Origin of the sequence: Lentilactobacillus fungorum (assembly GCF_016860605.1) — a bacterium.
In the GTDB taxonomy this organism is placed as follows: domain Bacteria; phylum Bacillota; class Bacilli; order Lactobacillales; family Lactobacillaceae; genus Lentilactobacillus; species Lentilactobacillus fungorum.
Genome location: NZ_BNJR01000014.1, coordinates 92073 through 106073 on the forward strand (window position 1 = coordinate 92073; position 14001 = coordinate 106073).

12 protein-coding genes are annotated in these 14001 nt (G+C 44.6%); 3 read left to right on the top strand and 9 right to left on the bottom strand.

All coding sequences use genetic code 11. From position 1 onward, the window contains the following. Nucleotides 1-109 precede the first annotated feature (109 nt). The gene (locus YK48G_RS07955; protein WP_203630195.1) at nucleotides 110-883 is read right to left on the bottom strand and encodes a (S)-acetoin forming diacetyl reductase; all 774 of its coding nucleotides are present in this window, start codon (nucleotides 881-883) and stop codon (nucleotides 110-112) included. A 359-nt stretch (nucleotides 884-1242) separates the two neighbouring features. Here YK48G_RS07955 and YK48G_RS07960 point away from each other — a divergent pair, with 359 nt between their 5' ends. Next, nucleotides 1243-1596 (top strand): hypothetical protein, encoded by a 354-nt coding sequence (locus YK48G_RS07960; RefSeq protein ID WP_203630196.1) that lies wholly within the window; start codon nucleotides 1243-1245, stop codon nucleotides 1594-1596. Nucleotides 1597-1731: 135 nt separating this feature from the next. Here YK48G_RS07960 and YK48G_RS07965 read toward each other — a convergent pair whose 3' ends face one another. Next, on the bottom strand, nucleotides 1732-2820 hold the full coding sequence (locus YK48G_RS07965; RefSeq protein WP_203630197.1) for a PTS sugar transporter subunit IIC: 1089 nt from the start codon (nucleotides 2818-2820) through the stop codon (nucleotides 1732-1734). Nucleotides 2821-3200: 380 nt separating this feature from the next. On the opposite strand from YK48G_RS07965, the gene YK48G_RS07970 reads away from it, so the two are divergent. Then, nucleotides 3201-5048, top strand: coding sequence for a CvpA family protein (locus tag YK48G_RS07970; RefSeq protein ID WP_203630198.1), 1848 nt, complete (start codon nucleotides 3201-3203; stop codon nucleotides 5046-5048). 104 nt (nucleotides 5049-5152) lie between these two features. Here the strand turns inward: YK48G_RS07970 and YK48G_RS07975 are convergent, their stop codons facing one another. The 7 genes from YK48G_RS07975 to YK48G_RS08005 form a co-directional block, all read right to left on the bottom strand. Then, nucleotides 5153-6586, bottom strand: a complete 1434-nt coding sequence (locus YK48G_RS07975) for an MFS transporter (protein WP_203630275.1) — start codon at nucleotides 6584-6586, stop codon at nucleotides 5153-5155. Nucleotides 6587-6934: 348 nt separating this feature from the next. Continuing rightward, nucleotides 6935-7804 carry a shikimate dehydrogenase gene (gene aroE, locus YK48G_RS07980; protein ID WP_203630276.1) on the bottom strand — a complete coding sequence of 290 codons (870 nt, stop codon included), beginning with the start codon at nucleotides 7802-7804 and terminating at the stop codon, nucleotides 6935-6937. 17 nt (nucleotides 7805-7821) lie between these two features. Then, nucleotides 7822-8328: a shikimate kinase gene (locus YK48G_RS07985; RefSeq protein WP_203630199.1), complete on the bottom strand. Its 507-nt coding sequence runs from the start codon at nucleotides 8326-8328 to the stop codon at nucleotides 7822-7824. 14 nt (nucleotides 8329-8342) lie between these two features. Continuing rightward, nucleotides 8343-9194 carry a prephenate dehydrogenase gene (locus YK48G_RS07990; protein WP_203630200.1) on the bottom strand — a complete coding sequence of 284 codons (852 nt, stop codon included), beginning with the start codon at nucleotides 9192-9194 and terminating at the stop codon, nucleotides 8343-8345. 18 nt (nucleotides 9195-9212) lie between these two features. Then, entirely contained in the window at nucleotides 9213-10499 is a 1287-nt protein-coding gene (gene aroA, locus YK48G_RS07995) for a 3-phosphoshikimate 1-carboxyvinyltransferase (protein WP_203630201.1), read from the bottom strand. 512 nt (nucleotides 10500-11011) lie between these two features. After that, complete coding sequence (gene aroC, locus YK48G_RS08000) at nucleotides 11012-12178, bottom strand: chorismate synthase (protein WP_203630202.1); 1167 nt, start codon at nucleotides 12176-12178, stop codon at nucleotides 11012-11014. Beyond that, nucleotides 12178-12513: a chorismate mutase gene (locus tag YK48G_RS08005; protein WP_203630203.1), complete on the bottom strand. Its 336-nt coding sequence runs from the start codon at nucleotides 12511-12513 to the stop codon at nucleotides 12178-12180. Before YK48G_RS08005 ends, aroC begins: the two co-directional genes overlap by 1 nt. A gap of 410 nt (nucleotides 12514-12923) precedes the next feature. Between YK48G_RS08005 and YK48G_RS08010 the strand changes: the two genes are divergently transcribed. Beyond that, complete coding sequence (locus tag YK48G_RS08010) at nucleotides 12924-13949, top strand: polysaccharide deacetylase family protein (RefSeq protein WP_203630204.1); 1026 nt, start codon at nucleotides 12924-12926, stop codon at nucleotides 13947-13949. Nucleotides 13950-14001 lie beyond the last annotated feature (52 nt).

The window sequence follows — 14001 nt, forward strand, 5'->3', positions numbered from 1 at the left end:
TTTCCTCCATGTGTTCGTTTCTTAAATAACTATTTGATAACAATTAGGGTTGATCCTGCTTGAGTGATCTAAAAACTTATCCCAGCTTTTAAATGGCGCAGCCCCTTGTTTATTGAAATTGCATCCCGCCATCGACGATCAAGGTTTGGCCGGTTACATAGTTTGAATCTTTGCTTGCCAAAAATGAAACGGCAGCAGCAACATCCTCGGGTTCTGATAACCGCTTCATAGCGATTCCCTTTGCAAACGTCTGCATGCCCCATTCGTCACTTTTACCGGCATTTTGACCAACTTCGTGCGCAATATCATACATCATTGGGGTTTTTACAATTCCGGGCGCAAAAGCATTAGCGGTAATCCCTTCCTCGGCTAAATCACGAGCCGTTGTTTGGGTAATCCCTCGGATCGCAAATTTAGTCCCAACATATAAGGCTAAGTTGGGATTACCAACAACCCCTGCTTGAGAAGTGGCGTTAATAATCTTGCCACCGTGACCAAATTTCTTAAATGCTTTGTGAGCAGCCTGGGTTCCCCACAGAACACCGCCAACGTTTACTTTATAGACCCATTCAAAATCATCTGGGGTAATGGTATCAATTGGTGTCGTGGGACCCAAGCCAGCATTGTTGACAATCACGTTGAAGTCACCAAATTGATCACTGGCTTGATCAACGGCTGCAAACACCTGATTCCGATCTGATACATCAGCTTTAACTGCCAACGCTTCGCCACCAGCTTGGTTAATATCATCAGCCACTCGCTGAACTTTATCCAAATGACGACCGGCTAATGCAACCGCAAAACCATCGGCTGACAAACGCCGAGCGATGGCTTCACCAATTCCTTGACCAGCACCAGTAATTAATGCAACTTTTTTCGACATATCAGAGACCTCCGTCTTACTTGTGAAATTAACAACAACTTATGCGTGAATTATAAGCCTCCTGTTTGTGAAACACAATACAAATATTTTTGTAAAGAATTTTCATTTGTTGAGAGTGATATACCAGTCTTTTTTCAAATTTAACTTTATTTTATTAATCAATAGGTTAATCTATATCAGTTAATAATAACTATTTATTTATCTATTTTGAAAACCAAATCGTTTTAGTTGCGCTTTATTGTCAAAAGCAGTTGAATAAAGGTGTCTTTTAAATGCTTGGGTTAAGCCAGGATTAAACCTGATCGGTTGGGTTTTCATTGTCTGGTTTTGCTCGTTTTTCCTTTGGAGGAGGAGATTACATGTTAGACGTTAAAAAATCTTTAGATCGACTTACTTGGAATACTCAGCACCACTTTGCTCATATTGAAGCCCAGCATGAATTTATGCGCGCTTGGGCCATTCAGTTTGAACTTGCTTACACCGACTTTCGGGTGGTTGAAATGGCCCTGCAATTAGACGGCTCTCATCACGATTTATTAGCTGCATTTGCGGCCGCCTATGAGAAAGTCTATGATTACGAGTATGCTTTTGTAGCCGGCGGCTTGGAAGGCTTTAACGAACAATATGGCGATAAAATAGCTGATTACAAAGCAGCCGCTGATGATTTTCTTAAACTTGTTGATCAAGTCCGAGCCATTAACGGCAAAGCTTAATCACTAATTGATAATTATTTTCAAACACAAAAACAAATGACGCCCAGATTGCTTTTCTAGCTCTGAGCGTCATTTGTTTTTGTGTTAGGTGTCACTTTTAATCATGATTGCACTATGTGTTAACTTTCGCTAAGTCTAAACAATTTCAAGGTGGAGCTGCTCATCTTTAACCCAATGCATACTGAGGAGTAGTCGATAGGATACCACTGAGATTGCTGCTGGAACAACAATTCCCATCACTAAATAAGCAACGAACATATTCATGCTGGTTGATGCCAAGTTAAGTGGGGCGATAAACGAATTAAGCCCCAAGCCCCCAAGTGTATATGGTACTTTGAAGTTAAAGAAGAGTGTTGCGATTGGCGCGGCCACAATTGCTGACAACATCGAAGGAATTGCTAAGCGTGGATTGGCTAATAAATTAGGAAACTGAACTTTTGGCGTGATGACACCTTGGGCAATATTAGCGCCCAAATTATTTTGACGCCAAGAAATAATGGTGAAACCAACAAATTGAGCGGTAGTCCCAATCAATGCGGCGCCTGATGATAACGGATCCAGCATAACAGCAACCGCTAAGGCCGCCGAAGACGCTGGCGTCATCAAAAAGATTGACCAAGCTAATGACACACACATCGACCCTAATAATGGATTAATCTGCATGGATTGTGCAATAAAAGCACTCAGCCAATTAAGTGCTGGCGTGGTTACACTGGCAAGCCCCAAGCCGGCAATCGAACCAACCAAAGTGGCAGCCAATGGTACTAACATCATATCAAGCGGCGTCTTTCCAGTTAAATATTTACCAACTAAAGCGGCAATTAACCCTGCAGCAACCGCACTAATTGGTTGACCAGTCGTAAAGACGCCGGCCCCAGCTGCTTGGGCCATTTGATTGCCAGTAGCCGTTGCCGCGTGAACGCCAGAAGAAATAAAGTAGACTGCGTTAGCTCCCACAGTTGCCGCAATCATTGAACTAAATAATACCAGTGTATTAGTCTTTAACTGTGAAGCGACGGCAGCGCCAAACGCCGGTGCCAATAGCCATTGCGCAATCGCCCCGACTTGATGCAATTGTGGCCAATTAACAAAGTTAGCAATTGTTTGGGTTAACAACCCAATCCCTAACATGACCAGAACTGCGTTTGAAACCCCCGCGGAAACCAAATAAACATAATCTTTAACGCTCAGCTTCTCAACTGGCTTTTCTGTTGCTGTTTCCATTCACAAAACCTCGATTTCCAAATAATAATTAATAAATGAGAGAATAATGATAAAAATGAAATTGTTTTAATCTAAACATCAAAACACCGTGATGTCAACATCAATTATAAGATTATTTTTAATTAGATGTGATTCTTCTCATATACCTATTTAAACGGAAAAGGCTTTCTTGGTTGTTCAACCCCCTATTAAATTGATATACCGATCCGATTTTTTCGAATCATTAATAAACTGATTGTGTTAGCTGATTGGCTTGTCGATTGTTTCAAAAAGGTCAATAGCCAGCTCGGCCTTGATTTAATTTAGGTATTCATTGGTGACTAATGTATAATGGGCTTAACTCATCATTAATAATGACTGTTGAGAGGAGAGTTATTTGAATGCTTAGTTATTTTGCAATGATTACGTTGGTCAAACTATCAGGAATTTTATTACCATTCATCTGGTTCATGATCATCGCAAATCGACGCGGCCGCATCTATGGGGTTTTGGTGTTGGTCGCCCTGTTTATTGTCAGTTATGTCAATACCTACTTTAATTTGCCAGACCTAGCCTATCCGGCAATGATTGATAACTGGCTAATGTGGCTGATTGGCGGCTTTATTGTCGTCGCTGTTTTAAGACGATTTGTTTATTCGCCAAACGCGGTTGCCGCGCGAAACGCAGAGGTTGGCGGCTTTATCGGCCAACTGATCCAGCGATTTACCGGCGCATTTGGCTGGATTGGCAAAGCCGCGGTTGCCATTGTCATGGCCATTATTGTCTTCATTATTCTTGGGAGCATTTCTTCCTTAGTAACGACGATGAATCCGCGGCCGGCAGTTAATTCCATCAAAGTTGACATGAACGACGATACGAAGAGTGCACCAATGCCGGTAATCAAAAATAGTAGTGAGACACCCGTTGTCAACGCGCCGCAAACGGTTTCCACTGATATGAACAACTCACTGAATAGTTTTAAGAATTCGAACGTTTACGATTTAAATCACATGCGGGTTCAAATGTATCGTGGCAAAATGGTTTACGTTGCCCCCGTTGAATTTTCCGGTGGCTTTTGGCGCTATATCCATTACTTAAAGGTTCCTGGTTACTTTCGAACGGATGCAACGGATAAGAATGCCGATCCCAAATTTGTCAGCAAGCCCATGCGCTACACACCAAGTGCTTACTTTAACCGGGATGCCGATCGGCGAATCAGTGCCCATAGTTTAGGCTATTCAATGGTAGGGTTAACTTCTCAACTGGAAATTGACAATCATGGAACGCCTTATTACGTGCGGACGTTAGCTAAACCCATTTCGTATTTGAATCGTAATTACAACTATAAAGATTACAAAGTGGCGGTCTTAAATACGATTACCGGTAAAGTGAACGTTTACTCACCGACCAAAGTGCCGAAGTTCATCGATATTGCGGTGGCCCCAGAATTTGTGTCTCATGAAGTTTCGATGTTTGGTAAATACCGCCACGGCTTTTGGAACGCCACCGGCTTCGGTGGTCATTCCGGCGTGATGAAACCAACTCAAGCCGGAACGGAAGGCGGCGATAAGCTCACCCCTTATGCATATAAGGGCCGCGTTTATTACTTTACTGGCATGACCAGCGTGAACGAGCATCAAAGCTCCATTTTAGGTTACACATTTGTTGACGCCCGGACTAATACGCTGCATTATTATCGAGAACATGGTAACGTTATGACGCCTGAACGGGCAATTTCTTACGCCCAACAGGATATCAATCCACAGAACTACCGGGGAACCTTGCCGCTGCTTTACCGGATTAACGGTGAGCCAACTTGGGTGGTTTCCATGCTTGACCGAGATAACAATTCCTTTATGAAATTTGTTTATTTGCTTGCTGACGGTAACAACCAAAGTGGCACTTACGCCGTGGGGGATGATGCCCAAAGCACCTTGGCGCTCTTTAACCAACGGCTGGAAGCCAAGACCGGCGTGACGGCGAGTGCACCTGTTGGCAAAACCATCACTGGGACGATTTACCGAATTGTCCGTACAAGTGACAATAAATTATTGTTTATTCTCAAAAATAACAGCCAGGTTTACCGCTTAGATACGTCTGCCAAGAACTTTAAACCTATCTATCAATTCATTTCAGAAGGCGATAAAGTTAGTTTCAAGGCGGAGGCTACTACCAGTCAATCCGATTTAGCAACAACGAACGTTTCATTAGCTACCTTCAAGGATCAGTCGCTAAGCCAGGCTAAATAGTTTTTCTAAAAATTAATATTAACAAACGAAATCGTGCCCCAATGGTTAGCCTTATCATACTAACCATTGGGGCACGATCTCGTTTGTTAAATTTCGAATCACAGTTAATCGCTTGTAGCGGTTTTCGCTAATTTCTGCTTTTCCAATTGCTGAGCCCAGATGCTGATTCCTCCGGCAACGAGCATAATGATTAATGATAACCACATGATGTGATGTAAACCAGTATATAAAATTGCTCGCATTTGTGGGATCAAGCGTTGTGGGAGTGAGCCGACACTTGAAGCATCGCTTAACTCATTCATCATCTTCATCGTGATTGTGCCACCCGAACGCTGGACACCATTCTTTAGGGCATTGTTTAACACAATGCCAAAGATGGACGCCATAAACGCTTGCGCTAGCATCCGAATTAGAAAGCTAAACGACGTTGCAATGGGCACGTCAACCATTTCAGCATCTTGCTGGACTTTAACCTGTAATTCATTAAAGCAGGCGCCGTTGCCAAAGCCCTCAAAAGCTCCTGCAACTAGCAATAGCCAATACGGCGCCTTGATGCCGGCAACCGCCATAATCGCAAAGGCCACAACCAGTGTCATAATCCCAGCAGCAACCACTTTTTGCGGCGATAAATATTTTCTCATGGGGGCCACTGAACCTGAGCCGATAAAGTCCGTTACCGACCCCGGAATTTGCGTTGCCCCACCAATCAAGGCAGAAGTGCCTAAAAGTCCTTGGGCCCACATTGGGCTGTAAATTAGAAAGCCAATAAAAGCCCCCCAAATCAACGTAAACAGGACAAAATCAATCATCAATGGTAAATTTTTGAACAACCGGCTGGGAATAATTGGATCAACTACCCGCAATTCGACCCGAAACATCACTGCCAAAATAATCAGGGCAATTAAAATAATGACCGTAACTAATAAGCCATCCGCATTACCAATCATTTCAATCCCGGATAACAAGGCCACCAAACCAATTGTCATTAATGTTGCTCCCAGATAATCAACTTGACTATTAGGCTTTGGTAATTTCTTTAAATGATAATATAGCTGAACCAAGATAATCGAAGCTAAACCAATTGGAACATTTAAATAAAAGACCCAGTGCCAACTAAACGTATCAACGATATAGCCACCAACTAACGGTCCAATAATTGTTGCCATGCTGTAACTAGCGGAAACAAAACCAAGCACCTGCATTCGTTTACGAGGATTCTGATACATTCTGGCATAGATAATGTAGGGTAATGAAATCATGCCACCGTTACCAATCCCCATAATTGTCCGCGCGACAATCAAAAAAATGATATTCGGCGACATTCCTTGCAAAAAAGATCCTAAGACAAAAAAGGCGGCCGCCAGTTGGTAACTCATTTTATTACCAACATATTCGCCAAGCTTGCTCCAAAGTGGCGTACTAACGGCTGTCCCAAGCAAAAATACGGCAACAATCCAACCAATTAATTCAATCCCATGAAGGTCGGAAATAATTGCTGGCAGCGCGGTATTAATGATCGTGTTATCTAACCCACCCATTGCATTTGATAGCAGTAGGGCAAAGGTAACAATCCAAATATCTCGTTTTGACAATGTTTTCCCCCCTAGTGAGCGCAGCAAAGCGCTTAGAAACTGGAGCATAAGGCATCTTGGCCGGAAATCCCGGGCTTGGATTTTTGGCCAAGATGTTTTATGCGGAAGTTTCTGCTTTGCGTAGCTGTCCTAATCAGTGAGCGGAGCCAGACACCTATGTGTAACTTTCTGCCTGGCACAGCTATCCTAATAAATCACGCCTTCTATCTTACAACTTTTCCAATACCTTTTTCCAATTTCCTAAAATGCCCATAAAAAAAGCGTTTCTCCAAACTCATTTGGTAGAAACGCCACTCACTTTTGACGATGGGAAACTTCTGTTTTGACTGCTTCAACGACTTTTTGAATTGGCATCTTTTGTCCTGTCCATTCCAAAAACGAACCAGCTGCCTGATGGACCAACATGCCAATCCCATTAGCTGCCCGACTGCCTTGCTGTTTGGCTGCCTGAACAAATGGTGTTAACAATGGAAAATAAACCACATCGACCACCACGTGCTGTGGTCCCAATCGATTCATCAACTGCTGGCTAACTGGCAGCTGCTGGTTGCCGGCCATTCCAACATTAGTTGCGTTGACAACAATTTGGCTGTCATCAAATGACCGCGCCATTGCTGCTTGGTCTTCGTAAGCAACAACCGCCACGTTAGGCGACCACCTTGTCATTTGTTGTCGGACTTGGGTGAACGTTTGATTTTGCCGTTTGAAAACATTAATTTGAGCTGCATCGGCATCAATCGCCGCGGCGACAATTGCTCGGCCGGCACCACCGGCTCCTAAGACAGTTAATGTTTGGTTAGCAACCTCAACGCCATTCGCATGCAAGGCATCGATAAACCCTTGACCATCTGTACTGTCGCCAAACAATCGGCCGTCACGGTTAACCACCGTATTAACAGCCTGAAGCCGGGCTGCTCTGGGACTTATTTCATCCAGCATCGGGATCACGGCTGTTTTGAGTGGCATCGATAAATTAAAGCCGCCAATATTCATTACCCGCATGGCTGCCAAACTGGTAGAAAGCCCAGCCGGCGTGACGTCAAATGCCAGGTAAGTACCATTTATTCCAGTTGCTTTAAAGCTGGTATTATGAATCAGTGGCGACAAGCTGTGAGCCGCTGGATGAGCCAGCAGGCCAAATAATTGTGTGTGACCATTAATCATCACTGATATTCTCCTATCTATTGGATCATCAATAATTGCCGTTTCAAAATTTTAACAATTTCAATCGGTGTCAATTTATCCGTAGCAATCCGATAATTGCTGACTTGCTCGTATCGGTCATCACGCTGGCTTTTTAAATCAACTAACCCACTTAACCCAAGTTCTTTGGCAAGCGGCCGGCCAGTATCATCCTTTAGTCGCTTCATAATGGTTTCTGGCAACACGTCTAATAAAATGACTGGCACATTGCTCTTTTGCAGCAAGCTAAAGTTAGCTGCTTGAATTGGCGTGCCGCCACCGGTCCCCAAAATCCCTTCTTGGGCCAGCGACCGCGCCAAGGCAATGTGTTCCAATTGGCGGAAGGCCGCTTCACCATTCTCGTCAAATATCTGTTGGATTGACTTGCCAGCCATCGCCACAATGATGTCATCCAAATCATGGTAGGGCACGTTTAATTGTTGTGCTAATAATTGGCCCACGGTTGTTTTACCACTACCCATGAATCCCACTAAAATTGCTTGCATCAGCCTCCCACCTCCTAATGATTGAGGGACTTGCGAATCTTACTAGCTGCTTCAAATATTTCAAAAACCCGTTGGCGATCGCCCCGCTTAATGGCAGCTTGAAGTTCAGATAACTGGTTTTTGAACTGATCAAGATCACGGGTAATTTCGTCAGCATTACTTAAGGCAACGGCCGTCCACATTTCTGGACTGGCACCGGCAATTCGAGTCGTGTCCTTAAAGCCACCGGCAGCGACTTTTAAACCAAGTGGGTTGTTTTCCAGCGATTTGGCAACCGTATTAACTAAGGTTGTCGCGACGATGTGGGGGACATGACTGAGTTCGCTTACCAAGTGGTCATGCGCCTTGGCGTCAATCATCTGCCAATTAACATTTGCCGGGGCCATTAGCCGCTTGAACTGATTGAGTTGGGTATCGGTTTGTGATTGGGCAACCAAAAAATAAGCTGCCCCAGAAAATAAATCGACACGACCAAAACGGCTGCCAACCTTATCGGAGCCCGCCATGGGATGACCACCAACAAACGCTACTTGACGAGCCGATAAATGCGTCGCCGCAGCCATAATCTTGACCTTGGAACTGCCAACGTCAGTGACTAAAACATCTGGCTTGAGTGATAAAGACACTAGTTCATTAATTTGTTCGATAATGACAGACACTGGTCCGGCTAAAACAATCAAGTCAGCTAGTGGCGCTGCCTCAGCAAATGACCGCCGCTGATCAATCACCAGCTGGGCCATTAAAAAGTCCACCGAACGGTCATCCGGGTCCACGCCGATTATTTGGATCGTTGAATCAGCTTGTTTGATTATCCGGGCAATCGAACTGCCAATTAATCCCAAACCGCTAATTAAAACTGTCCTCATGTGCCAACCTCTCCCTCCCTATAACAGCTTTGTCAAATCATTGAAAAATTCGGGATAAGAAATGTTGATACTGTCGGCACCGTCAAGAGTCAATGGTTCGTCGACCAAAAGCGCGGCGATTGCCATCACCATGCCAATTCGATGATCCCCATGACTACTTAACTGAGGATTTGTCACGTGCCAAGGCTTGGTGCCATCGATAACGAATCCATCTGGTTGTTCTTCAATCGCAATCCCCATTTTTTTAAATTCTTCGACAATGACCGCAATCCGATCCGTTTCTTTAATCCGTAATTCGCCGGCCCCTGAAATCTTGCTGACGCCATTTGCCTTTGCAGCTAATAACGCCACTAACGGTAGTTCGTCAATGACTCCCGGAATCTCCTTTGAGCCGATGGTTATTGGCCGCAAATCAGCACTTTTAACCATAATGTCAGCAAGCGGTTCGCCGTGCCGCCGAATATTTGTAACCTGAACGTGGCCGCCCATCCGTTCTAATATGGTCAGTAATCCCGTTCTCGTTTTATTGATACCAACATCCATCAGTTGAATTTCAGAATTTTCAACCAAACTTGCCGCAGTTACGAAAAAGGCGGCCGATGACATGTCACCAGGGATTGTCAATGTCATGCCCGTTAATTTAGGCGCTGGATGAACCGTCAGCGTTACCTCGTCTGGCTCACAGTCAATCTCGGCACCAAAGGCTTTTAACATCATTTCAGTATGATTTCTGGTGGGCTGTTTTTCCACAAAAATTGATGCCTTATCTGCTTGGAGGGCCGCCAATATGAGGGCACTTTTAACTTGTGCGCTGGCTACCTTTAGATGATAATCAACCGCGTGGAGTTGACTGCCGTGAATGGTTGCCGGCAGGTGCCCATCACTTACATCAATGTGGGCGCCCATCTCCGCTAATGGTTCGCTGACTCGCCGCATGGGGCGCTTGGATAGTGAGGCATCACCAATCAGTTTTGTATCAAAGGCTTGCCCAGCTAATAATCCCATGATTAACCGAGTTGTCGTTCCAGAATTCCCCATATCAAGAGGCCTTACCGGTTGTTTGAGCCCGTGGAGGCCAACCCCTTCAATTGTGACAGTTTGACCATCACGTTTAATCGGCACCCCCAATTGTTGAAACGCATGAAGGGTTGACAGGCAATCAGCCGCCGTTAAAAAGTGGTGCAATACTGTTTGGCCTTCACTAATTGCACCAAGCATCACCCCGCGATGCGAAATGCTTTTGTCACCCGGTACAGTAATTTTGCCGTGTAGACCATGCTGTGGTTGTGTTTGTAGTTCTTTCATTTATGTTCGGTGTCCTCCTGTTAAAGTGAGCGGAGCAAAGCGCTTAGAAAGCGGAACCTAAGGCGGCTTGGCCAGAAATCCCGGGCTTGGATTTTTGGGCAAGTTGACTTAGGTGCAGCTTTCTGCTTTGCGTAGCTGTCCTAGTAAAGTGAGCGGAGCAAAGCGCTTAGAAACTGGAGCATAAGGCAGCTTGGCCGGAAATCCCGGGTTTGGATTTTTGGACAAGTTGACTTAGGTGCAGCTTTCTGCCTGGCGTAGCTGTCCTAGTAAAGTGAGCGGAGCAAAGCGCTTAGAAACTGGAGCATAAGGCGGCTTGGCCGGAAATCCCGGGTTTGGATTTTTGGACAAGTTGACTTAGGTGCAGCTTTCTGCCTGGCGTAGCTGTCCTAAAAATCAGTGAGCGGAGCCAGGCGGTTAGAAAGCGGAGCGTAAGGCTCCTCTAACAGAAATCCCCGGGCCTGGGATTTTTGTTAGAGGTGCTTATATGGAGCTTTCTGCCTGGCGCAGCTATCCTAAAAATCCCTAACTTCTTTTCGGTAAGCTGCCAATTGTTCCTGCAGCCGTTGAAGATTATCCCCATCAAATTGGTCAGTAATCGCCTTAGCCAATTCAATTGCCACGACACTTTCAATCACAATGGATGCCGGCACGATTGCCGTTGTATCAGACCGTTCAACGCTAGCCTTTTTAACCTCTTTGGTTTCAACGTCAACACTTTGCAATGGTTTATAAAGCGTTGGAATCGGCTTCATTGCTGCCTTGACGATAATTGGCATTCCATTGGTCATCCCACCTTCAAAGCCGCCAAGGTGATCACTCTCCCGAGAAAAACCGGTTGATTGGTCCCAATCAATTTCATCCATCACTTGGCTGCCAAACCGGGTAGCCGCTTGAAAGCCATCACCAATTTCGACGCCTTTCATCGCATTAACGCCCATAACGGCCGCTGCCAGCTTGGCGTCTAGCTTGGTATCACAACTCACGTAACTACCAAGTCCGGCCGGTACGTTGGCTGCAACTACGCGAATAACGCCGCCCAGTGTATCACCGTCTTTTTTAGTTTGATCAATCAAATTATGAATCCGCTCAACTTGGGTTTGGTCAATCACTCGCAAATCATTTTTAGCGAGTTCGTCTTCAATCTTAGCAACATCCAATTCTTCATGATCGGCAGTGGTAATTGAACCGATTTGTTCAACGTAGCCAACCAGTTGAATTCCCAACTGAGCCAATAATTGTTTACAAATGGCGCCAATTGCGACTCGCATAGCCGTTTCTCTGGCCGAAGAGCGTTCCAAAACATTTCGCAAATCACGATGCCGGTACTTCATACCGCCAACCAAATCAGCGTGGCCTGGCCGTGGACGTTCGACTTTGCGCAACGTATTTTCAGCAGTCGCTGGACTCGTTGGATTCATAATTTCATGCCAATGGGCGTGGTCACGGTTGTTAACGACTAACGCAATTGGCGATCCCAAAGTTACTCCGTGACGGACACCGCCAACAATCGTCACTTGGTCATGCTCAATTTTTTGGCGATTACCACGACCGTAACCACCCTGACGTTTTTTTAATTGTGCGTTAACCGCCTCAACGTCTAAGTGAAGCCCACTTGGAATTCCTTCTAGAATCCCCGTCAGCTGTGGCCCATGAGATTCCCCTGCAGTTAAATAATTCATTACCGTTCTCCCTTTTTAGTTTGTTGACTATTTTTTATCAATTCACATTGGTAAGCTCGCGAATTGGCCAAAATTTCGTGATAAATATTTTCAATATAGTCAGCAGTCGCATCATCCGAATTAACCGCCCTTACCCGCTTTAAAACGGTCTGTTCGCGATTTTGATCCAAAACCGTCACTTGGTTTTGTTTCTTAATTTGACCAATCAATGCGGCAACTTGAAATCGTTGGGCCAGCAGCCTCACAATTGACTCATCCAAGTAGTCAATTTGCTTTCTGGCAGCCTTCATTTCGGCTGGATCACTCATCATTAGCTGTTTAGTTTTATCTTCCATTATGTCACCTCGTCATTTCAGTTAAAAAAAGGCCAGCTAGATAATTATCCAGCTGGCTTACGAAACTCGTAGGAAATTGGTTCTTACCCAGCTAGATCATTGCGTCTAGCGGGCCACAACAAAGTTTTGACTTTGCACCACTTGACGCGAACGCGCATCTTGCGTCCGCATCTAAGCGGACGCTATCTAAAGTAGGCATAGCCAAAATAATAAGTAGTAGTCGTCAGGATAAGAGTTGTCATTAACACCAATTCCTCTCTTTTAAAGTTATAGTCATTAAAACATATTAGAAATTATCCGTCAACCCTAATCATTTTCTCATTTTGATCGATTCCCCTTGGTTTGTTTGATTGACTTCCATTTACCAGAATGCAAAAATATAGCTGTAATCGTTATTACATCCTTAGGAAGTGATTAACTTGGCTCATAAACATTTATTATTGGCATTGGGAATTGTCGCTGCCAGCATCGCGGCTTTCCAATTCCATCCCACTCAACCTGCATTAGCTGCTGTCAAGAAGCCATTAACATTTGGTGATATTACTAATAATAACCTTCACCGATTAGGAACCATCCGTCAATTAACCCGTTCCCAGTTAGCCGAAGATCACCATTTGACAGGTAAACAAGTTCAACAGCTTGTTTATTTACCATTACCGAAACATCTAACGGCTCACAATTTCACTTTAAGCAAAACGCACTTGACCGTTCACTTAGTTAAAAATGCTTATAACGTCAGCCGAGTGGCAATCCCGCTCAATAAGTTAACTGGCATTATTTTGAACCGCTACATGCCTAGTCAATATGATTATACCAAGCCTCAAACGCCCAAAAAGGTCGTGTCGCTTACCTTCGATGATGGTCCGGACCCAACGTTAACGCCTAAACTATTGAAAATTCTTCATAACTATCATGTTCATGCAACCTTCTTTGAAGTCGGCAATAGTGTCATGAAGTATCCAAGTACTAGTCGACTCGTCTTAAAATATGGCGATCAACTCGGCAACCATTCTTGGAATCATCCCCAGCTGACGAACTTAAGCAGTTCATCAGCTTTGCGCCAAATTGCCTTGGCCGACGCGGCCATTTACAAAGCAACTGGTACTTTACCGCAATACATCCGAGCTCCTTATGGTGCCATTAATTCACGGGTTGGCAATTTATTTGACCGACCAACTATTCAGTGGTCCGTTGATTCTAAGGATTGGTCTTACCTCAACACCGCCAAAACCGTTAACCACGTACTAGCAACCACGCACAACGGATCAATTATCCTGATGCATGATATTCACCCAACGTCAGTTGCAGCGGTTCCTCAAATTATCCAAAAGCTCAAGAAGCGCGGTTATACATTCGTGACGCTGCCCAACCTGATCCAAAAGCCATTGTTATCGGGCTTGCAGTATTTTGGTAGAGGCGATTACCGCGACGTTTAATTCAACATTGATTCCAGCCATTGAACTTGGTAGAATATGTGAAACTAGCAAA

Bases quoted from the DNA above. Each gene is read 5' to 3' on its own strand.
- YK48G_RS07955 (WP_203630195.1), bottom strand. From the start codon at position 883: ATGTCGAAAAAAGTTGCATTAATTACTGGTGCTGGTCAAGGAATTGGT.
- YK48G_RS07960 (WP_203630196.1), top strand. From the start codon at position 1,243: ATGTTAGACGTTAAAAAATCTTTAGATCGACTTACTTGGAATACTCAG.
- YK48G_RS07965 (WP_203630197.1), bottom strand. From the start codon at position 2,820: ATGGAAACAGCAACAGAAAAGCCAGTTGAGAAGCTGAGCGTTAAAGAT.
- YK48G_RS07970 (WP_203630198.1), top strand. From the start codon at position 3,201: ATGCTTAGTTATTTTGCAATGATTACGTTGGTCAAACTATCAGGAATT.
- YK48G_RS07975 (WP_203630275.1), bottom strand. From the start codon at position 6,586: ATGGGTGGGTTAGATAACACGATCATTAATACCGCGCTGCCAGCAATT.
- aroE (WP_203630276.1), bottom strand. From the start codon at position 7,804: ATGATTAATGGTCACACACAATTATTTGGCCTGCTGGCTCATCCAGCG.
- YK48G_RS07985 (WP_203630199.1), bottom strand. From the start codon at position 8,328: ATGCAAGCAATTTTAGTGGGATTCATGGGTAGTGGTAAAACAACCGTG.
- YK48G_RS07990 (WP_203630200.1), bottom strand. From the start codon at position 9,194: ATGAGGACAGTTTTAATTAGCGGTTTGGGATTAATTGGCAGTTCGATT.
- aroA (WP_203630201.1), bottom strand. From the start codon at position 10,499: ATGAAAGAACTACAAACACAACCACAGCATGGTCTACACGGCAAAATT.
- aroC (WP_203630202.1), bottom strand. From the start codon at position 12,178: ATGAATTATTTAACTGCAGGGGAATCTCATGGGCCACAGCTGACGGGG.
- YK48G_RS08005 (WP_203630203.1), bottom strand. From the start codon at position 12,513: ATGGAAGATAAAACTAAACAGCTAATGATGAGTGATCCAGCCGAAATG.